This window comes from Arsukibacterium sp. MJ3 (genome assembly GCF_000987765.1).
Lineage (GTDB): Bacteria > Pseudomonadota > Gammaproteobacteria > Enterobacterales > Alteromonadaceae > Alishewanella.
In genome coordinates, this window is the sequence record NZ_LAHP01000017.1 from 36,534 (window position 1) to 57,488 (window position 20,955).

The 20,955-nt window shown below is 47.5% G+C and carries 15 protein-coding genes; 7 read left to right on the forward strand and 8 right to left on the reverse strand.

The features are described 5' to 3' along the window. Nucleotides 1-15: 15 nt before the first annotated feature. From pstB (VT06_RS12695) to VT06_RS12710, 4 genes are read right to left on the reverse strand one after another with little or no spacing between them, the layout of a single operon-like run. A complete protein-coding gene (gene pstB, locus VT06_RS12695; protein ID WP_046554695.1) occupies nt 16-783 on the reverse strand; it encodes a phosphate ABC transporter ATP-binding protein PstB in 768 nt (255 codons plus the stop codon). 25 nt (nt 784-808) lie between these two features. After that, nucleotides 809-1,801, reverse strand: coding sequence for a phosphate ABC transporter permease PstA (gene pstA / locus VT06_RS12700; protein ID WP_052750259.1), 993 nt, complete (start codon nt 1,799-1,801; stop codon nt 809-811). A 2-nt stretch (nt 1,802-1,803) separates the two neighbouring features. Further along, nucleotides 1,804-3,588, reverse strand: a complete 1,785-nt coding sequence (locus VT06_RS12705; protein WP_046554696.1) for an ABC transporter permease subunit — start codon at nt 3,586-3,588, stop codon at nt 1,804-1,806. Continuing rightward, nucleotides 3,585-4,571 carry a PstS family phosphate ABC transporter substrate-binding protein gene (locus VT06_RS12710; RefSeq protein ID WP_082122528.1) on the reverse strand — a complete coding sequence of 329 codons (987 nt, stop codon included), beginning with the start codon at nt 4,569-4,571 and terminating at the stop codon, nt 3,585-3,587. The genes VT06_RS12705 and VT06_RS12710 overlap by 4 nt, the downstream gene beginning before the upstream one ends. Before the next feature lie 218 nt (nt 4,572-4,789). Here VT06_RS12710 and VT06_RS12715 point away from each other — a divergent pair, with 218 nt between their 5' ends. The 5 genes from VT06_RS12715 (at nt 4,790) to VT06_RS12735 (ending at nt 11,066) form a co-directional block, all read left to right on the forward strand. Beyond that, nucleotides 4,790-5,290: a glycine cleavage system protein R gene (locus VT06_RS12715; protein ID WP_046554697.1), complete on the forward strand. Its 501-nt coding sequence runs from the start codon at nt 4,790-4,792 to the stop codon at nt 5,288-5,290. 143 nt (nt 5,291-5,433) lie between these two features. After that, nucleotides 5,434-7,569, forward strand: coding sequence for a polyphosphate kinase 1 (ppk1, locus tag VT06_RS12720; RefSeq protein ID WP_046554698.1), 2,136 nt, complete (start codon nt 5,434-5,436; stop codon nt 7,567-7,569). Then, complete coding sequence (locus VT06_RS12725) at nt 7,566-9,095, forward strand: exopolyphosphatase (RefSeq protein ID WP_235357429.1); 1,530 nt, start codon at nt 7,566-7,568, stop codon at nt 9,093-9,095. Before ppk1 ends, VT06_RS12725 begins: the two co-directional genes overlap by 4 nt. A 17-nt stretch (nt 9,096-9,112) precedes the next feature. Next, on the forward strand, nt 9,113-10,483 hold the full coding sequence (locus VT06_RS12730; protein WP_052750260.1) for an amidohydrolase: 1,371 nt from the start codon (nt 9,113-9,115) through the stop codon (nt 10,481-10,483). A 13-nt stretch (nt 10,484-10,496) separates the two neighbouring features. Beyond that, on the forward strand, nt 10,497-11,066 hold the full coding sequence (locus VT06_RS12735; protein ID WP_046554699.1) for a DNA-3-methyladenine glycosylase I: 570 nt from the start codon (nt 10,497-10,499) through the stop codon (nt 11,064-11,066). Between the two features lie 26 nt (nt 11,067-11,092). On the opposite strand, the gene phoR is transcribed toward VT06_RS12735, so the two are convergent. Together phoR and phoB are read right to left on the reverse strand one after the other, a co-directional pair. Continuing rightward, complete coding sequence (phoR, locus tag VT06_RS12740; RefSeq protein WP_046554700.1) at nt 11,093-12,436, reverse strand: phosphate regulon sensor histidine kinase PhoR; 1,344 nt, start codon at nt 12,434-12,436, stop codon at nt 11,093-11,095. Between the two features lie 5 nt (nt 12,437-12,441). Then, entirely contained in the window at nt 12,442-13,131 is a 690-nt protein-coding gene (phoB, locus tag VT06_RS12745) for a phosphate regulon transcriptional regulator PhoB (RefSeq protein ID WP_046554701.1), read from the reverse strand. A 389-nt stretch (nt 13,132-13,520) separates the two neighbouring features. On the opposite strand from phoB, the gene VT06_RS12750 reads away from it, so the two are divergent. Then, nucleotides 13,521-16,205, forward strand: coding sequence for a hypothetical protein (locus tag VT06_RS12750; protein ID WP_046554702.1), 2,685 nt, complete (start codon nt 13,521-13,523; stop codon nt 16,203-16,205). Between the two features lie 119 nt (nt 16,206-16,324). Continuing rightward, nucleotides 16,325-18,985 (forward strand): TonB-dependent receptor domain-containing protein, encoded by a 2,661-nt coding sequence (locus VT06_RS12755; protein ID WP_046554703.1) that lies wholly within the window; start codon nt 16,325-16,327, stop codon nt 18,983-18,985. 76 nt (nt 18,986-19,061) lie between these two features. On the opposite strand, the gene VT06_RS12760 is transcribed toward VT06_RS12755, so the two are convergent. Both VT06_RS12760 and pstB (VT06_RS12765) read right to left on the reverse strand, forming a co-directional pair. After that, nucleotides 19,062-19,967 (reverse strand): porin, encoded by a 906-nt coding sequence (locus VT06_RS12760; protein ID WP_046554704.1) that lies wholly within the window; start codon nt 19,965-19,967, stop codon nt 19,062-19,064. Between the two features lie 152 nt (nt 19,968-20,119). Then, on the reverse strand, nt 20,120-20,905 hold the full coding sequence (gene pstB, locus VT06_RS12765; RefSeq protein WP_046554705.1) for a phosphate ABC transporter ATP-binding protein PstB: 786 nt from the start codon (nt 20,903-20,905) through the stop codon (nt 20,120-20,122). Nucleotides 20,906-20,955 lie beyond the last annotated feature (50 nt).

Sequence of the window (20,955 nt, forward strand, 5' to 3'; positions counted from 1 at the left end):
TCTGTTTGCTGCCGATTAACCAAAACGCCCGGTGATATAATCTTCGGTGGCGCGCTGGCTTGGATCAGTAAACATCTTGTTCGTTTCATCAAACTCTATCAGTTGCCCCATATTTAAAAAGGCGGTGAAATCAGACACCCGGGCAGCTTGTTGCATATTATGCGTCACAATCACTATGGTATAGTGTTGCTTTAAATCATACATTAGTTCTTCAATTTTTAATGTCGAAATTGGATCTAACGCTGAAGCGGGTTCATCCAGTAATAATACTTCCGGTTCAATCGCTATAGCGCGGGCAATCACTAATCGTTGCTGCTGGCCGCCAGACAAATTAACAGCACTCGCATGCAAACGATCGCGCACCTCATTCCACAGCGCTGCTTTTTTTAGTGCCGACTCCACCAGCTCATCCAGTTTACGTTCCTGCTTAATACCTTGTAAGCGCAAACCAAATGCCACGTTCTCATACACGCTGTGCGGAAATGGATTGGGTTTCTGAAATACAATACCGACTCTGCGGCGTAATTCAGCTACCTCGACATCAGGCTGATAGACATTCTTGCCATCCAACAGTACCCGGCCAGTCGTTGTTGTGTCTTCCAGCAGCTCATTCATTCGGTTAAAACTGCGTAACAAACTCGACTTACCGCAGCCTGACGGACCAATAAACGCGGTAATTTTGTGCTCAGGGATCCGTAAATTAATCCGTTGCAACACCGTTTTGTCAGCAAATTTAACCGATAAATCCTGCACGTCCAGTTTAGCGACAATTTCCATGTTCATATACTATCCTGCCATTGTTACATTTTTATGACTCAGCTGCAGCCCGGTTTCGATAACGTAAATTGAGTCGCTTCCGAAAACGATAAGCAGCAAAATTCAACATAAAAATAAGCACAATTAACACCAGGGCTGAAGCGAACACTAACGGTTCAGCACTTTGCGCAGCAGGGCTTTGCATACCGGCATCGTATATGTGCATGCCCAGACTCATTATTTGCTGCTGCAGCTGCAAATAAGGAAATTCTGTACTTATCGGCAAAGCCGGAGCAGAACCAACCACACCAACAAACACCAATGGTGCCACTTCACCTGCGGCTCTGGCAATGGCTAGCATTAATGCCGTTACCATCGCCGGTGACGCCTGGGGCAATACAATTCGCCACATAACTTCCGCTTTGGTTGCCCCTAAAGCAAAGCAACCTAAGCGCAGGCTTTTTGGAATACCCGCCAAACCTTGCTCAGTGGCAACAATAACTACCGGCAGTGTTAGCAACGCCAAAGTTAACGACACCCATAATAGCCCTGGGGTGCCAAAGGTAGGTGTCGGCAAGCGGTCACTGTAAAACAGGTTATCAATGCTACCACCAAGAAAATAAACAAAAAATCCCAGGCCAAATACCCCATAAACAATAGATGGTACGCCCGCCAGATTATGCACCGCAACCCGGATCAATCGAATAAAGGGGCCATCTTTGGCATACTCATGCATATACACGGCGGCAAACACCCCAAGGGGCGTAACCAAGATTGACATCAGCAACACCATCAGTACGGTGCCCAGTATGGCAGGAAAAATACCCCCTTCAACCGAAGAGCCACTTAAAAATTGCCACCAGTTTTGCAGATATAGCCACACTTTATGGCCAAAGTGCCCCGACGCTTCTGACGGCCAGAATACTCCGATACTTTGCACCATAATAAAAGCCAGTAAACTGCCCACCAATAATAAACTAAGGGCAACGGCAGCAGCGTTTAACCAAATCCAGGGCGTACCCTTACGAGACCAATTTTGCTGCATCGCTACAACCTCTGATATTTTTTGCGCAGTCGCTGACGGACAATTTCAGCAGCAGTATTAGCCAAAAAGGTAAACAACAACAACAACAACGCTGCTACAAACAGCACCCGAAAATGGCTACTGCCTACCGTCGCCTCAGGCAGCTCGATAGCCAGAGTTGCAGTCAAGCTGCGTAAACCTTCAAACAGGTTAAAGTTGGTGATAGGGCTATTACCGGTGGCCATCAGAATGATCATGGTTTCGCCCATGGCCCGCCCAAAGCCAACCAGGCATGCGGCGATAAGACCAGGTGCCGCCAAAGGTAAACTAATCCGTATAACAGCCTGCCATGGCGTAGCTCCTAATGCCAAGGCACCACGAGTTAACTGCGGTGGTACCTGATGTAGCACATCATCTGCGATGGCAAATATACCCGGCACAACAGCAAAACCCATCGCGATACCAATAACCAGTGCATTACGCTGCTCATAATATACCCCCAGTTTATCCAGATAAAAACGAAAGCCATCGGTAAATAGCCAGCTGTCCAAATACTGCGCCGCAAAAAAAACGATGCCGCTAACTACCATTAGCCACACCATTAACACTATAACTTCGCTACCACCACTGCATCGATGTTGCCAGCTTGATGGCAATCGGGGCCACACGGCCGCCAGTGCTAGCACACTTAATGGCAATACCAACACCCACAGCAATAACCCCAGTAAATTACTTTCTATTACCGGTGCCAGCCACACTGCCGCAATAAAGCCCAAAATAACCGTTGGAAACGCAGCCATTAGCTCTATTAACGCTTTAATGCGCTGTCGCGGCCCGGCGGGTAAAAAGCACGCCGTATAAATTGCCGCCATAATAGCTAGCGGCGCAGCAAACAACATGGCGTAAAAGGCCGCTTTTAGCGTACCAATCGTTAACGGGATTAAGGAAAATTTAGGTTGGTAATCGTCACTAGCCGAAGACGTTTGCCACACATAGTCAGGCTGGCTAAAACCCTCATACCACACGCTGTGCCATAAGGTTTGCCAGTTTACTTCCGGATGCGGATTATCCAATGTAAAACGATATTGCTGATTAGCGCTGTAAACACTGAGCAGCTTATTATCTGCTGAAAACTCAACGGCCTTAATATCCGTTTCATCAGCCGTTAAGCCCGTAGCACGTTGCCACAGTGGCCGGCCAGCAGCAGAATAATACAATGCCAGTTGGCCAGCGGCGTTTAGCGTAGCAAAACCGCGTCTATTTTGCTCTGGCGCAATGTGAAGAATTGCCGAAGATTGCGCAGGTAACTCTCTTACCAACTGCAATTTAACAATACCACTGTTGTCAGGCACTAAAAACCATTGCTGCAAGCGACCACTTTTATACCCCGCCAGCAATGCCTGCTCTGCCGACAACCAGCTGATACTGGTTAATGTATCCACGCTTTCGGTCAGCCACCATTGCTGCTGACAACCACTTACTTGCTGACGGGTATAAAAACAAGCCTGCCCCTCTGAACTTGCCACGAGTTGATAATAGCCACTTACAGAAATAGCATATAGCGCCGGGGTCACTGGCCAACCAAGACGATTGCCGGCCACATCAGGGGTAACCACCTGCTCCGGTAACGACAACGGCGCCAGCGGTTCGCCCGTTACCGGCCGCAACAACGGCACTACCTCACTGAATAGATATATAAACAGCGCTGCCAGCATTAATAATACGCTAACCCCTGACAAGCCTATTAAGGCTTTAAATAATCGATTATACCAGCGCCGGCGGCGCTGCAGTAGTAGCGACTTACTCATGGTTGTGCTAACTCAGCCGGCAAGCCCAAAAGAGCCCGCCAGTGCTCAATTGTTGCCACCGGCAGGGGCAAAAACCCGTCCTGACCAACCAGCTTTTGACCGTTTCGTGACAGCACCAGGCTTAAAAACGCCTGTTCATTTGCCGCTAATGGCTTACCGGGTTCATAATTGACATAAATATACAATTGTCGAGCCAGTGGATAGTTACCTGCCAGGGCGTTGGCAACCGTGGGCGCAACTACCGACCCATTGGCCAGCAGCAAAGGCAGCACTTTAACGCCGACATTTGCATAACCGATCCCGGAATAACCTATGCCCGACTCAGACTGACTAATCGCCTTAAGCATGGCCGATGAACCTGCCAACTGGTTAGTGCGGGCTTTAATATCACCATTACACAATACAAATTGTTTAAAATAACCATAGGTACCCGACACGGAGTTGCGGCTATACAAATTGATAAAACGCGATTGCCAACGCCCTGGTAAGCCAAGATCACCCCATTGTTGAATATCGTTAACACCACCACAGCGGCGGTTTATTGAAAACATCGCATCTAATTGCGGCAAACTGATCTGCTTTAGCGGATTAGCCGGATGAACATATACTGCCAGCAAATCGATAGCTACCGGCACCGCAGTCGGCGGATAACCAAAACGTTGAGTAAATTGCTGTAATTCCGTTTCGCGCATCATCCTGCTCATGGGCCCCAGCCCTGCCGTTCCCTCAATTAACGCAACAGGCGCAGTAGACGAGCCATTACTTTGTAACTGAAAATTCACCTCTGGAAAGCGGCGATTATATTCCTCGCCCCATAATTGCATCACCTGATGCAGGGTATCCGAGCCGACACTCGACAGGTTGCCGCTGGGTGCTGCAGCAAGCTGAGGCAAACTACTGGCAATCAGCAAAAAAAAAGTGAGAACACTACGTTGTGCCCAAGGTTTGCTGCTTTCGTTTGCTCGCGGTATTATTGGCAGCATTGTCACTCGTTTTTCTCCTGCACCTAGCCTTTGACCGCATTATCTTATAACAGCAGACAATGACAAGACAGTGACAAGGCAGTAAACGAAAAATAAATAGTTAACGGGCGTTTGAAAAACAGAAAGTTGCGTCTACACTCTAAACACTTTTGACATATGTATTTAACGGCTCGTGCAACGCGTGTATTAACCGTAGATGAAAGTAAGGGAATTTTAATATGAAGCAGTTAGTCCTTACCGTTATAGGTAAAGATAAAGCAGGTTTAGTAGAACAATTAGCCCGAGTTATTAACGAATATAACGGTAACTGGATGGCCAGCAACCTCAGTCACCTGGCAGGTTATTTTGCCGGTATCGTGCAAATTGAAGTGGCAGAGCCGGAACTTGGCGCTTTAGTCACTGCCCTAAGCGCTATCAGCGATTTAGATATAAAAATACAACAAGGTGAGCACAGCGAGCTGAATAAGCAACAACAACTGCGCTTTGTGATTACCGGTAATGACCGGCCTGGCATAGTACGGGAATTGTCATCGGTTATTAAGCACAAAGGCACCAACATTGTGCACTTCGCCAGTAATAAACAAAGTGCACCCAACTGGGGCGTGCCGCTGTTTCATGCAGAAGCTACCGTGCAACTGCCAGCCGGTTTAAGCCGCGATGAAGTAATAAAAGCACTTGAAGCTATAGCGGCCGATATTGTGGTTGATGTAGAAGGCTAAGCTGCCACTGCACCACGATGACTAGCCTGCCATCTGAAATACTCCACCCATCCAACCCCAGCCAAGCTGGGGTATTATGTTTCATCATTTTGTCACAAAAATGCCATAGTGTGCTTTGCAGGCAGTAAGCAGGAGCAATCAGAATGGATCAAGCAGTATCAACCCAGGCATCAAGCGGTAAAAGCAACGACTTCCCATTGTTTCCACGTGAGCTTAGCTGGCTGGCATTTAATGGCAGAGTATTACAAGAAGCGGCTGACACCCGCAACCCGCCTATTGAGCGGCTTCGGTTTCTAGGTATTTACTCCAACAATCTTGATGAATTTTTCCGGGTACGGGTTGCCGACGTAAAACGACGTATTTTGCTGAAAAAATACCAGACATGGGAACATGAGGATGCGGAAACGCTATTACAGCAAATTCAACTGCAGGTAATGGAGCTGGGTAAACAATTTAATAAGATTTATCTGGATATTCAGCTGGAACTGCGCAAACACAATATCGAATTAATAGACGATAGCAAACTGACCGACGCCCAGTCTATGTGGGTAAAAGCGTTTTTTAGACGCGAAGTAAAACGGCATATTTCACCTATTATTTTATCCAGCACTGATACCTCTTTAGGTAAAACTCTGGAGGATAATACCACTTACCTAATGGTAGAAATGACCGGCAGTGGCAAACCCGATTATGCCATTATAGAAGTACCTACCGCTGAGGTATCGCGTTTTATCGAGCTACCACTGCAGTTGAACACCCGTAAAAAAAATGGCCACTACCGCCGGCAAATTTTGTTGTTAGACGACATTATCAACCACTGCGCCAGCGATTTGTTTAATGGTTTCTTCCAATTCGATACTATTTGCAGCTTTTCCCTCAAGCTGACCCGTGATGCCGAATACAATATAAGTGATACGCTGGACCAAAGCCTGATAGATAAAATGTCCAAAGGGATCCGCCAGCGCTTAAAATCAGAACCAACCCGATTGGTGTACGATGCAGCGATGCCTGAACAAATGTTAAAAGTATTGACCAAACAGTTAGGGACCAGCTCTGCTGATGCGCTGATTGCCGGTAGTCGTTATCGCAATTTTAAAGATTTTATCGGTTTCCCCAATCTTGGCCACCAGAGCATGGAATTCCCGCCAATGGAGCCTCTGCAAAGCCCCGATTTTGAGCGTTACTCGACCAGTTTTAATGCTATTCGTGCCACCGATATCATGCTGTATTACCCCTATCATAATTTTAGTTATTTTACCGAGTGGGTTCGCCAGGCCTCGTTCGACCCTAAGGTCAGCCATATTAAAATGACCATGTACCGGGTAGCGAAACACTCACGGGTTATCCACTCGCTACTTGATGCGGTGCGTAATGGCAAAAAAGTGACGGTGGTGGTGGAATTAAAAGCGCGCTTTGATGAGGAGAATAATATTAACTGGGCCCGGCGGATGACCGAAGCCGGTATTGAAGTAATTTTTGGACAAACCACTTTAAAAATTCATTCTAAGTTATGCCTGATCACGCGTCAGGAGAAAGGTAAGGCCATACGCTATGGCCATATTGGTACCGGTAATTTTAATGAGAAAACGGCCCGTATTTACACCGACATGAGCTTGTTTACCTGTCATAACGAAATTACCGCCGAAATTGATCAGGTTTTTGAGTTTATTCAGTACTCGTATCGTCCCTTTAATTTTCAACACCTGATCGTTTCACCGACTTGGAGCCGTCCCAGGCTACTGAGTTTAATTCAACGCGAAATAGACTTTGCGGTAGCCGGGCGTAAAGCGGAAATTTTCTTAAAAATAAATAATCTGGTCGACGAAGAGATTGTCCAGCTACTTTATAAAGCCAGCCAGGCCGGGGTTAAAATTCGTATGATTATCCGGGGTATGTGCTCGTTATTACCGGGTCTGGCCGGTATTAGCCAGAATATTAAGATTATCAGCGTACTAGACCGTTATCTAGAGCATGCCCGGGTGTATTTATTTCATAATGGCGGCGATACTGCCTTGTATATATCCTCAGCAGACTGGATGACCCGTAATATCGACCAGCGGGTCGAAGTGGGAGTTCCTGTTTATGACAGTCGCATCAAGCAGCAAATTATCAGCACCTTAGATATCCAGTGGCGAGATAACGTTAAGGCGCGTATTATCGACGCTAAACATTCTAATGCCTATGTTAAACGCGGCAATAAGCGTAATGTACGCTCCCAGCAGGAAATTTATGATTTCTTGGCGCGACAACAGGCGGTACAGGTAGATACAGACAATTGATACACTCTGAACACGAAGCCTCTTCAGACGCTGGTTATATGGCGGCGGTTGACCTTGGCTCAAATAGTTTCCATATGGTGATTGCCAGGGTAGTTGACGGCTCACTACAGCTGCTGCATCGCGAAAAACAAAAAGTGCAGCTGGCTGAAGGCCTGAATGATGAATTGGTGCTAAGTGAGGAGGCCATAGAGCGCGGCTTACAGGTGCTGGCCCAATTTGCTGACACGTTGCAGCCCTTTGCTCCAAACGCGGTAAGGGTTATTGCCACCTACACCTTACGCCGAGCCAGAAACTCGTCCACCTTTTTACGCCGCGCCAAAGTGGTGTTCCCATTTCCCATTGAAGTTATTTCCGGTCAGGAAGAAGCGCGCTATATTTATCAGGGAGTGGCCCACTTTGAGCATTTCAGTGCCAAACGGCTGGTCATCGATATTGGCGGTGGCAGTACTGAATTTGCTATTGGTGAGGGCTTACAACCGCTGCGATTAAGCAGCCGCAACATGGGCTGTGTTAGTTATGGCCTCAGCCATTTTCAGCAGGGTAAAATTAGCTTACGCCGCTTTGAGCGCGCCATATTACAAGCCGAGCAGGAATTAGAGCCTATTGTTAGTAGTTTTCGCAGCGCCGGCTGGCAGCAGGCAGTGGGTACCTCTGGCACGGTGAAAACCATTAAAGATGTTATTACTGGGTTTGGCGGGAACAACAACAGTTTGCGCCTAAACGATTTAACGGCATTAAAGCAACATTTACTGCAATATGAACACGCCAGCGAGCTGGATTTATCTGGCCTGACCGAGGATCGTAAAATACTGCTTTGCCCTGGCCTGGCGATTTTAATAGCCGCTTTTAAGATGTTACAAATTGACGAAATGGTCTATGTCGATGCGGCACTGCGCGAAGGCGTGTTGTATGAAATGAGCGAGCGCCTGCAGCATCACGATACCCGCGAACACACCATCAGCAGCATGATGCGCCGTTATACCGTTGATGAAGCGCAAACTCAACGAGTGCAACACACGGCAAACGCCTTGTTTACTCAGGTGCAGCTAGCCTGGGGCCTTACTGATGACGATGGCCTGCTATTACAATTTGCTTGCAGGGTTTATGAAATTGGCCTGCATATTAATTCTTCAGGCATTCAAAAACACTCTGCCTACATACTACAAAACGCCAACCTGCCGGGCTTTAATCAGGAACAGCAGCAGTTGCTGGCCTGTTTGGTGCGCTTTCATCGCCGGAAAATCCGGGCCGACGAATTTCCAATGTTCAGCCTTTATCAGTTGCCACAAGTAGTAAATTTGTTGGTGTTACTGCGCCTTGCCGTATTGCTTAACCAAAAACGCCGAGACGATTTTGTACCGGATTTTACCACCAGCGCCAACGCTCAACAGCTACAACTACTGTTACCGGCGCCTTGGCTGGCACAGCAAAGCGTGTTGGCTGCTGATTTACAACTAGAACAAAAATCCTTAAAAAGAATTGCCTTTCGGCTCGATTGCCCCGGTGCAATGGAGCTGGTTATCTGAACTAATAAGGAGCTGCCATGCGTTGGTCATTGTTAAATTTAAGTCTAAGTTTAAGTTTATTGCCTTTTTTATATGCGCCATTTGCTATTGCCCAGCAGCGTATAGCACAGCCGCGGCCAGAAGCAGAACAGCAGCTAAATGCAGAGCAGCGGCCAGCGCTAAGCCTGCAAATTGAAAAAGTAATGCCAAAGGTCATTGAATGGCGGCGCGACATTCACCAGCACCCAGAGCTGTCGAACCGTGAAGTGCGCACCGCGGCCAAAGTTGCCGCGCATTTAGAAAAACTTGGCTTAGAGGTACGTACCGGCATTGCCCACACCGGCGTGGTAGGCATTTTAACAGGTGCTAAACCCGGCCCGGTAGTTGCGCTACGCGCCGACATGGACGCACTGCCAGTAACCGAGCAAACAGGTTTATCCTTTGCATCCAAAGTAGTTAGTGAGTTTAACGGCCAGCAAACCGGTGTTATGCATGCCTGTGGGCATGACGCCCACGTGGCCATACTCATGGGCGCCGCAGAAGTACTAAGCCAACAACAAGCTGAACTGGCTGGCACGATTATGTTTATCTTCCAACCGGCAGAAGAAGGCCCGCCAGCCGGTGAGGAAGGCGGCGCCAAAATGATGCTGGCTGAGGGTTTGTTTGCTAATCCAACGCCGTCGGCTATTTTTGGCTTGCATGTCTGGCCGGGCAACCCGGGGCAGTTGCAGGTAAAAACTGAAGGCATTATGGCCGCCGCCGACAGCTTTCAAATTACGGTAAAAGGCAAACAAGTGCATGGCTCCAGCCCCTGGCGCGGCATCGATCCGATAAACGTTACGGGCCAACTCATTAACGCCATTAACCTGATACCAGCACGACAGATTGACGTCACTAAAGCCCCTGCCGTAGTGTCTTTTGGTCAGGTACATGGCGGCATTCGTTGGAACATTATTCCTGATGAGGTGAAACTGGAAGGCACCATTCGTACTTTTGACAGCGACATGCGCGAGGACTTAATTGCCCGCATGGCGCATACCAGCAAACATATTGCCAAAGCCAGCGGCGCAGAGGCTGAATTTCATGTACATAACTTTGCTGCGGTTACCTGGAACGACCCAACATTAACCCACTGGGCCATGCCAAGCCTGCAATGGGCGGCTGGTAAGCATGGTGTAGCATCAATAAAGCCAATTACCGGCGCTGAAGATTTCTCGTTTTACCAACAGCAAATACCAGGAATGTTTTTCTTTCTGGGCATTTCACCTGAAGGTAAAGCTCTTAGCGACGTGCCACCCAATCACTCGCCAATGTTTGATGTGAATGAAGACGCGTTAGTAAACGGGGTACGAGCATTAACCGGACTGGCTTTAGACTACCTGGCCCAGCCGCCAAAACATAGCCAGTAACCAGGACAACCACATGCCTGCACCGTGCCGCTGTCATTGGGTAGATTTAAGCAAACCGGATTATATTGCCTACCACGACACCGAATGGGGCGTTCCGGTGTATGACGATAACACGCTGTTTGAGTTTTTAACCTTAGAAGCGGCTCAAGCCGGGCTTAGCTGGTATACGGTACTTAAAAAGCGCGATAATTATCGCGCGGCTTTTGCCTATTTTGACCCAGCTAAGGTTGCGGCTTTTAATAAAACTAAAGCCGCCGAGTTGTTGCAAAATTCTGGTATTATCCGTAATCGCCTGAAAATAGCTGCCGCGATTAATAACGCGGCACGATTTTTAGAGGTGCAGGCAGCATTTGGCAGTTTCAGTGCCTATCAATGGCGTTTTGTTAACGGTACACCGCAGCAAAACTACATCGTAAGCCCAGCAGATAACCGCGCAACCAGCCCCGAGTCAGAGGCCATGAGCAAAGATTTAAAAAAGCGCGGTTTTACCTTTATCGGTTCAACAATTATTTACGCCCATATGCAGGCCTGCGGCATGGTGAACGATCATCATGTTGATTGCTTCAGGTATCAACAAGTTTAAGCAATTAACGTTGATCGGATAATAGCCTACTTCACTTTAAACTTGGCTTTCTTAATAGGGGCGCTCTTAGTATTGCCCAGCACCAGCTCGGCGGGTATGGTAAATGAGAAACTACTGCCGCGGCCAGGTTCGCTAAAGATCATCAGCTGGCTGTTGTGGCGTGATAATACGTGCTTAACAATGGCTAAGCCCAGGCCAGTACCACCGGTATTGCGCGCTCGCGACGGGTCAACGCGGTAAAAACGTTCGGTTAAGCGCTTTACATGATGCGAGGCAATACCCACACCATTATCATTCACGGCGAACACCGCCCGTTGATGCTGTCGCTGCCAGCTAACGCTTATTTCACCCCCTGTTGGCGTGTATTTAATAGCATTGGTGACCAAATTAGAAAATACACTACGTAGCTCTTCTGTTACGCCGGTGACGTTTAGCTCAGTATCGATATTAAAGCTGATGTTATGCTGCTTTTCACGGTTTAGCGCCTGCGCTTCCTGCTCCAGCGTATGCAACATGGCAGGAACATCAATCACATCATCAAACTGCACCCGCGACGAGGCTTCAATTCGTGACAGCGTTAGCAATTGCTGCACCAAACCATCCATCCTTCGGGTTTGTTCCAGCATCACTTTATGGGCTTTTTGCCACATAGCGGGGTCAGGTAAATGCTCGGCATCAATCACTTCCAGATAGCCTTGCAATACCGTTAATGGTGTTCGTAGTTCATGCGATACGTTGGCAACAAAATCTTTGCGAATTTGCTCTAATTGCTTTAGCTGGGTGATATCCCTAATAATCAGTAAGTATTGTTCACTACCATATGGCATCATTTTACATTCCAGCACCAGATTACTGCTGCCGCTGGCACTGATTTCTAACGGCTGTTGAAACTGTTTTTGCTTTAAAAAATGTTGAAACTCAGGATTACGTACCAGGTTATCAATGCGCTGCCCCTCGTCACTGGGCCAGCGTAACCCAACCAACATTTGCGCCAGTTTATTACACCAGACAATGCTCCAATCGCTGGTTAACACCACCACAGCCTCAGGTAGGGCTTCGGCGCCATCTCGAAAACGGCGCACTAAATTACGTAACTCTTTGCGCTTTTTACGCTCACGCCGCTGCTGGTAGTAAATTCCGTCGAAAATTTGCTGCCAAAAGCCGTTGCCTTCCGGTGGCGTGAGCTTACGGTCATGCCATAACCATTTCGTAATTAAATACAGATGCTTATAATTAGATGCCAGCAAAATCAGGCTTAGCAGCAGCATAAATAACGTGCTCTGGCCAAAAGGCCAACCAATTAGCCCTGCCAGGGTATAAAAAACCAGGATTTTGCTAAAGATCTTCCCTTTAGAAAGCTGTGGCCGCATAACACCTACTTAGCAGAGAAGCGATAGCCGGAGCCCCGCACTGTTTGTACCAGTTTATCATGCCCCACCAGAGAAATCGCTTTGCGTAAACGGCGAATATGCACATCTACTGTGCGATCTTCTACATAAACATTGGTGCCCCACACATGATCAAGCAGTTGCTCACGGCTATAAACCCGCTCTTGGTGCGTCATAAAAAAATGCAGCAACCGAAACTCGGTCGGGCCCATATCCAATGACTGCTCTTCGGCCGTCACCCGATGCGATACCGGGTCCAGTTTTAAACCATGCACCTCAATAACTTCATCCAGACTGGTAGGGGCTACCCGACGGATCACCGCTTTAATTCGCGCCATTAACTCTTTTGGTGAAAAGGGTTTGGTAACATAATCATCGGCACCCACTTCTAAACCGCGTATTTTGTCTTCTTCCTCGCCGCGGGCGGTAATCATAATAATAGGAATAGCACGGGTTAGCTCATGCTGCTTCATTTTTTTAGCCAGTTGAATACCGCTGCCGCCCGGGATCATCCAGTCAAGCAGAACTAAATCAGGATAGGGCTCAATCAGCTGATTTAGCGCCGAATCAAAGTCTTCTGCCGTGCTGGCCTGATAGCCGTTTTGCTCTAACACAAAACACAACATATCCCGAATTGGCGCTTCATCTTCTACTACCAATATTCTTCTTGACGACATAGGATCCCACCAAAGGCTACATAGGTTAACTAATTTAAGGTTATGCCGGCTAGTATTACCGCTAAGTATGACATTTTTATGAAAAGCTGTATTCAGCTAGTTTTATCACTACTGCATTACACTTAATCAGCAATCATAACTTCGCGCTCACCCCATAAAAAACAAATAATATACATATTAAAAACAATAAATACACTTTCTCCCGAGTCTTATATATGACAGTTGCGTGAATTATTTTTGACACCCTACCTGCTAAACCGCGTCATTACTGTCCCTGCCATATCGTTATGTTATTACAGTGCGCACTGTAATAAAAACGTCACGACGCAAGGTTAGTGTTCAGCCAACTTTTTCGCACTAGCTAAATTAATTGATACGGAGAAACAGTAATGGCTTTACGCAACTTATTAAAACTAAGCGCAGTAGCATCAGCATTAATGCTGGCGGGCTGTGGCGGCGATCTGGTAGTGAATGCTGCCGGAAGCACCCCTACGCCGCCTCCAACTGGCACCCCTACCCCGCCACCAGTAACTAGTGCCTGCCCAGCCTTTGCCACCGTAGGTAGCAGCTTAGCCGGTGTTGAGCTGCCCGTGTGTGAAATTAGCGGTAACATTACCAGCGATACCCGCCTGAGTAACGATATTGCCTGGGCTCTGAGCGGCAAAGTGACTGTCGGTAACGACAATGCGAACAGCGCTACCCTGACTATCGAGCCAGGTACCTTTGTTTATGGCAAAAGCGGTGCCGATTATTTGGTTGTTGCACGCGGCTCAAAAATTCAAGCCATTGGCACCGTGTCTAACCCTATCGTGATGACCTCAGTTAATGACATGCTAGGTTTGTCAGATGAAAACTCGCATGCCGAATGGGGCGGTTTGGTTATTTTAGGTAATGCACCAAGCAATAAATGTGATCAGGCTAGTCTGGCCACGTGTGAAATTCAAGCAGAAGGCGAAGCCGGCCCATACGGCGGTGCAAATCCAGAAGATGACAGCGGTGCACTGCGTTATGTGCAGGTGCGTTATGCAGGCTTTGAAGTTATTCCGGATAACGAATTAAACGGTATTACCTTTGCCGGCGTGGGCAGTGGCACTGACGTCGAGTACATTCAGGTACACAACAACCTGGACGACGGCGTTGAATTTTTCGGCGGAACGGTAGATGCCAAATATGTAGTATTAACCGGTAATCGCGATGACTCGTTAGATTGGGCTGATGGCTGGAGTGGCCGCATGCAGCACGTGTTGGTGGTTCACAACCAAAATGGCACTAAAGCTAACCGTGGCATTGAGGCCGATAATCAATCAGGTAACTTTACCGCTCAGCCAGTAAGTAACCCCCGTATTGCTAACATGACCATTATTGGTAATAACTTCGATGGTGATGACGACTCAGAAGGTATTTTACTGCGTGCCGGCACGGCGGGCGAATTATACAACATTATCGTTACCGGCCCGACTGGCATGGGCGAGTGTTTTGAAATCAACTCTGCTGAGACAATAACCAATGCTACCAGCGGTAGTATTGTATTTCGAAACTCCATTATTGATTGTGCTGAACCCTTTAAAAATAGTGTTGATGGCAATGGCAACGTTACCTTAGATGCACAAGCCTGGTTCCTGGCACAGCCAGGTAATATCGTAGGTGATGCCTTACTAGGTGGCTATATTCCGGCGCCAAACTCACCGGCACTGGGAAATGGCTATAACGTGTCAAACAATGTTGACTCATGGTTTGACAATGTCACTTATATTGGTGCTTTCAATGGCAGCACCGACTGGACTGAAGGCTGGACATTTGGCTTACATGCAGATGACGACTTAGCAGCTTGTCCCGCTGGCACCTCTGAAGTAAACAGCTTAACCGGTCGAATTAACTGTCAATTAAGCGGTGACATTACCACTAACGTCACGCTAGCGGCTGGCGCTGACTATGTGTTAAACGGTCGGGTACGGGTGGGTGTGGATAACAGCACAGCAGCAACATTAACGGTACAGCCTGGCGTGACGATTTATGGTAAATCGGGTGCCGACTTCCTGGTAGTAACCCGCGGCTCGAAAATCGAAGCTAACGGCACAGCGGCTAACCCTATTACCATGACATCAGTACAAGACGTAATAGGCTCACCCACTGCAGCGGGTCAATGGGGCGGTTTGGTATTGCTGGGTAAAGCACCATCGAACAAATGTGACCAGGCTAACCTGGCCGCATGTGAAATTCAGGCAGAAGGTGAAGCAGGCCCTTATGGTGGCCCTAATACCACCGATAATAGCGGAACATTAAACTACGTAGTGGTTAAGCATGCCGGTTTCGAAGTTATCCCGGATAACGAATTAAACGGTATTACCTTTGCCGGTGTAGGTTCAGGTACTAAATGCAGCAATATTCAGGTACACCAGAACGTCGATGATGGTATCGAAATGTTCGGTGGCAGCGTGAGTTGTAAAAACGTGGTGTTAACAGCCAACGGCGACGACTCAGTAGATTGGGCTGATGGCTGGAACGGCAAACTGCAATTTGTACTGGTAAAGCATGCCGCTGACGGCGCTAAAGCTAACCGTGGTATTGAAGGCGACAACCAGTCAGGTAACTTCACTGCGCTGCCGGTTTCTAACCCAATGATCGCCAACATGACCATAATCGGCAACAGCTTCGATGGCGATGACGACTCTGAAGGCGTATTGCTGCGTGCCGGCACTAACGCCCAGTTAGCCAACTTTGTTATTACCGGCCCAACCACTATGGGCGAATGTCTGGAATTTGACTCAGCTGAAACAAAAGCCTTAGCGGCAGCCGGTTCATTAACCATGACACATTCGGTCATTGCCTGTGCAGAGCCCTTTAAAGGCGACTTGGGTAACGGCACCACTACCGAGCAGTGGTTCCTGGGTCAACAAAGTAACAGTGTAGCTGCCAACCAGGCCGCGGTACTGAACGGAATATTTACTATCGATGCTACTGCACCAAAAGATATGTCTGCGCTTGATAACTTTTTCGAAGCCGTCAACTTTATTGGTGCAGTGGGCGCCAGCAATGACTGGACTGCAGGCTGGACCGTTGGTTTAGAAGACTAACAGCAACACACACTGCCAGCTAAGCCTGGCAGTGTTGTTTTATACCAACGCATTGTACTGCCCTAAGTAAGTGCAATGCGACACAGATGTAATAGCAAAAGCTGATAGGACACGTTCAGATGAGCAGCATACAAAAGTTTAATTTCAGTCGTGTTGGCCGCAGCGTGTTGCTGGCGCTTAGCACGGCAACCGCACTGGTATCGCTGAGCACCATCGCTCAGCAAACCCCAGCCGCACCGCTACAAGATGAAGCCGATGTTGAACGTATTTCTGTATCGGGCCGTCTACTCAGTTCCGCCGCTTCCGCTGCGGCAGAGCGCCGCGAGCAGCCCTATGTTGCCGAGGTGCTCGGTATGGAACAAATTTCTCGTGCAGGTGACAGCAATGCCGCCGCCGCCCTGCGTCGGGTAACAGGCTTAACCCTGGTAAAAGATAAGTTTATTTACGTTCGTGGTTTAGGGGAGCGCTACTCCAGCACGCTATTAAATGGTGCCATGGTGCCAAGTCCCGATCCAACCCGTAACGTTATTCCATTAGATATGTTCCCGGCCGGTATTATTGAAAGCCTGGTGGTGCAAAAGGCTTACTCACCTGAGCTACCTGCCGCTTTTGGCGGTGGTAATGTCAACATCCGCACCACCGCTATTCCCTTGCAAACCAGTTTTAATATCGCCGTTGGTACCAGTTACAACAGCCTGAACAGCGATGATGGCTTTAACTATAACGGCGGTGGTGATGACTGGCGCGGTAAAGATGACGGTTTGCGCGGTATTTCAGCCGAGCTGGCAGCGGCACAGCAGCAGTTTGGGGTGTTAACACCGGTTAATATTGCCGAAGCGTTAGGCGGCATTAATGCGGTTAATCTGGCACAAGCTGAAACAATTGTCCGAGAACTGGGTACAGCGTTTAATCGTGATATTGATATCAGCCGCAGCAGCGTTAAACCCGATTTTGATGGCAGTGTCTCGTTCGGAACCCGTTTTGACCTGGCAAAAAATGTGGTATTTGGGGTGATGACAGGCCTGAGTTACGATCGTTCGACCCAAAATATTGAAGAGCAGGAGCGATATTACTCGGTGTCAGGTGACAACCTGGTGCCGTTAAACCTGTACGATGATATTAAAGGCACTGAACATCAGGTAAAGCTGTCGGGTATGGTGAACTTTGGCCTGGAGCTTGGGGTAGATCACCGCCTGGAAACGTCAACCATTTACCTGCGTGACACCAAAGATGAGATAAAAATTAAAAACGGTGACAGTATCGAAACCATCAACGAAACTAACCGTTTTAATACCGATACCAGCATTTTATACGAAGAGCGCAGCATGCTAAGTAACCAGTTGCGTGGCAAGCATAACTTCCCCTATTTAATGGACCTGGCCGTTGACTGGCAATATACCGATGCTAAAGCACGCCGTTATGCCCCGGGTGAAGTAGAGTTTCGTTATCTGAATGAAACACAGGCTGATGGCAGCGTATTCTCTTTTTTGCGTCGTAACCAGAATGGGGTAAATTACAGTTTCAGTGATATGAGCGATAACACGGAAAACCTTAGCTGGAACGCCTCGCTACCACTGACGTTGGGTAAAACCGAACTAACCCTGACCGGCGGCTATGCGTACTTTGAGCGCAGCCGTAATGCGCAAACTGACCGTTTTAACTTTGATACCGTCGGCTTCAGCTTGCAGCAACTGTCTGGTCGTTTCTCAGAAATTTTCGCTGACAGTAGCATAGTAAACCCTGCCAACCGTTTTAAAATTTCTAATGTCACCACTCAGGCAGACGATTATCTGGCCGCCCAGATGATTGACGCCGGCTACGCCGCACTGGAACTTATTTATGATTACCAGTTCCGGTTGAATGTAGGGGTGCGGTACGAAGACTTTAAACAGCTATCACTCCCCTTAAAAGCGGATGGTGCTATTAGTGGCACTATTACAGACTCAGTTCTACTGGAAGACGGCTTCTACCCAGCATTATCGTTTACCTGGTTTGTTAACGATGATTTGCAAGCACGGTTTGGTTACAGCCAAACCGTAGTTCGGCCTGACTTACGTGAAGTAACGCCGGTGTTGTACGTTGACCCATTAACTGACTTTAAAGTGACGGGCTTTACCGGCTTAAAGAGCACCGACATCAGCAGTTTTGATGCCCGTCTTGAATGGTACTATGACAACCGTAACTACAGTTTCGGTCTGTTCTATAAAGACCTGGAAAATCCGATTGAAGCGATTGAACTGTCTGGCTCTGACGGTAACCTGTTAATGTCTTTTCGTAACGCGCAAAGTGGCAAGGTGTATGGCGCCGAAGCAGAGTTTTTGCAACAGCTCAATATGTTTGGTGGTGAGTTCTGGCAAGTGACCAATAACTTCTTTGTTGCTGGCAATTTAACCCTAAGCGAATCGGAAATCAGCATTCAGCCTTTTCCTGGTGCTGATTTAACCAATTTAACCCGCGGTTTAAGCGGCCATTCCAAATACGTTGCTAACCTGCAACTGGGGTTTGACTCAGACAACAATCAGCACAATGCCACTGTTACTTACAACGTGTTTGGCAAACGGATAGCCTTTGCCGGGGTTAATGACAAAGACGACGCTTTTGAGCAGCCGTTTCATTCACTGGATTTCACTTATGGTTATACACCAGTGGAGAACATGACGCTGAAATTGAGCTTGAAAAATCTGCTGGATAAGGATGTTGAAATACTGCAGCAAGGGCAAATCTTGCAAAAACGGGTTGAAGGCCAGAGCGCTAGCTTAAGTTTTTCCTATAAATACTAAACTGGTTTCTACAGTATACTTTTGCTAAAAACAATAACGCCGGTCAATGACCGGCGTTATTGTTTAACCTATTAGATTAAAATTTATGTTTAATGCCTACAGCAAGATAGTCACGATCTGGTGCAGTAATGTCAAAGTTAAAACTACTGTACCAAGCGAACAACGTGGTATTTTTACCCGCTTTATAATCTACGCCAACACTAACGGCATCGTTATCCTCCAGTGTTTGATACTGGGCTTTTAGTTCAGTTTTACCCATCGGGTAAGCGGCACTTAACAACCAGCCATCCTGCTCCAGGCCACTAACAATATTTTCCTGGCTATGGTAAATAGCACCCAGCTTAACTGCAGCCACTTTACCCTGTGCTTGCACACGCATGGCATCAAAGCCTGCCACATCAGAATCCATTGATACCGCGGCATAATAAGCAGTGTTTTTCAGGTTTTCATCACCGTAATACACTGAAGCAGAAAACGCATCTTCAGCGTCAGCAGCATCTTCCATAATATAGGTTAAATGCACACCAAAGTTATTGTAAGTTGGGGTGTAATAGGTTACTGAGTCATTGGCACGAACTTCGCCACGCCACAGGTTTTTAACGTCAGCTTCGTAATCACTGAATAAATCAATTTTACCTTGGGCGTCTTTTAGTGCCGTGTCATGGCGGCCTAGACGTACTTCACCAAAGTTACCTTTTACACCAACATACTGATTACGTGAAGTAATATTGTCACCACCACCAACATCAGCCATGTCCACACCCCACTCTAACTGGTAAACCAGTGTTAGGTCATTGTCCAGCGCATAATCACCTTTCAAACCAAACCGTGAGCTATTGCTCTTTAACTCAGAAAATCGGCCATCGCCTTCGTCACTAGACTGGGCTGATACATTTAACTGCCCATACACGGTCACCGGATCAGCCTGAACAGTGGCAGCCCCTGCCAACGCCATTGCCAAAACTAAAGTTGATTTTTTCATCATCTGTTCCTGAGTTAATTCTGATTAAAGCTGCCGCAGCCGCTACCACCATTGCCATCGACCGCCATGATAGGGTTATTGTATGACACTTAAATGACAGCATGGCATTTTTATGACTATTAAATGATGCTTTTATGACGTGCCGCAATATCTTAACCATAGCGGCCGGTAATGTAGTCTTCTGTTCTTTTCAGTTTTGGGTTGGTAAACACTTCGTTGGTAGAACCAATTTCAATTAGGTCGCCCAGATGAAAAAACGCCGTGCGATCAGATACCCGTGCTGCCTGCTGCATATTGTGAGTAACAATAACAATCGTAAAGTTTTGCTTTAACTCATCAATCAGCTCTTCGATAATCGAGGTGGCGATTGGGTCTAATGCTGAGCAGGGTTCATCCATCAAAATAACATCAGGGCTTACCGCAATGCTTCGGGCAATACATAATCGTTGCTGCTGGCCACCCGATAACCCGGTACCTGGCTGATCGAGCCGATCTTTAACTTCATTCCACAAACCCGCCCGGCGCAGGCTTGACTCGACCACGTCGTTCAATTCAGACTTACGTGAAGCCAGGCCATGTAAGCGCGGACCGTAAGCAATATTTTCATAAATTGATTTTGGGAAGGGGTTGGGTTTCTGAAATACCATACCGACTTGTGCACGTAATTGCACCACGTCCAATGATGGGTCATAAATATCACGGCCATCCATTTTAATACTGCCGGTAACCCGACAAATATCAATGGTATCGTTCATACGATTAAAACAGCGTAAAAAAGTCGATTTGCCACAACCTGATGGACCAATGAAAGCAATAACTTCGTTTTCAATAATATCCATATTGACACCGTGTATGGCTTCATTATCACCATAAAACACCTTGACATCACGCGCTGTCATTTTCACTTTGCCGCTGCTAGTAGTATCAATTTCTGTCATCGCTAATTCCGCCGTAGTTACAACTTGTTCGGTTAATATTCTTAAGTAGG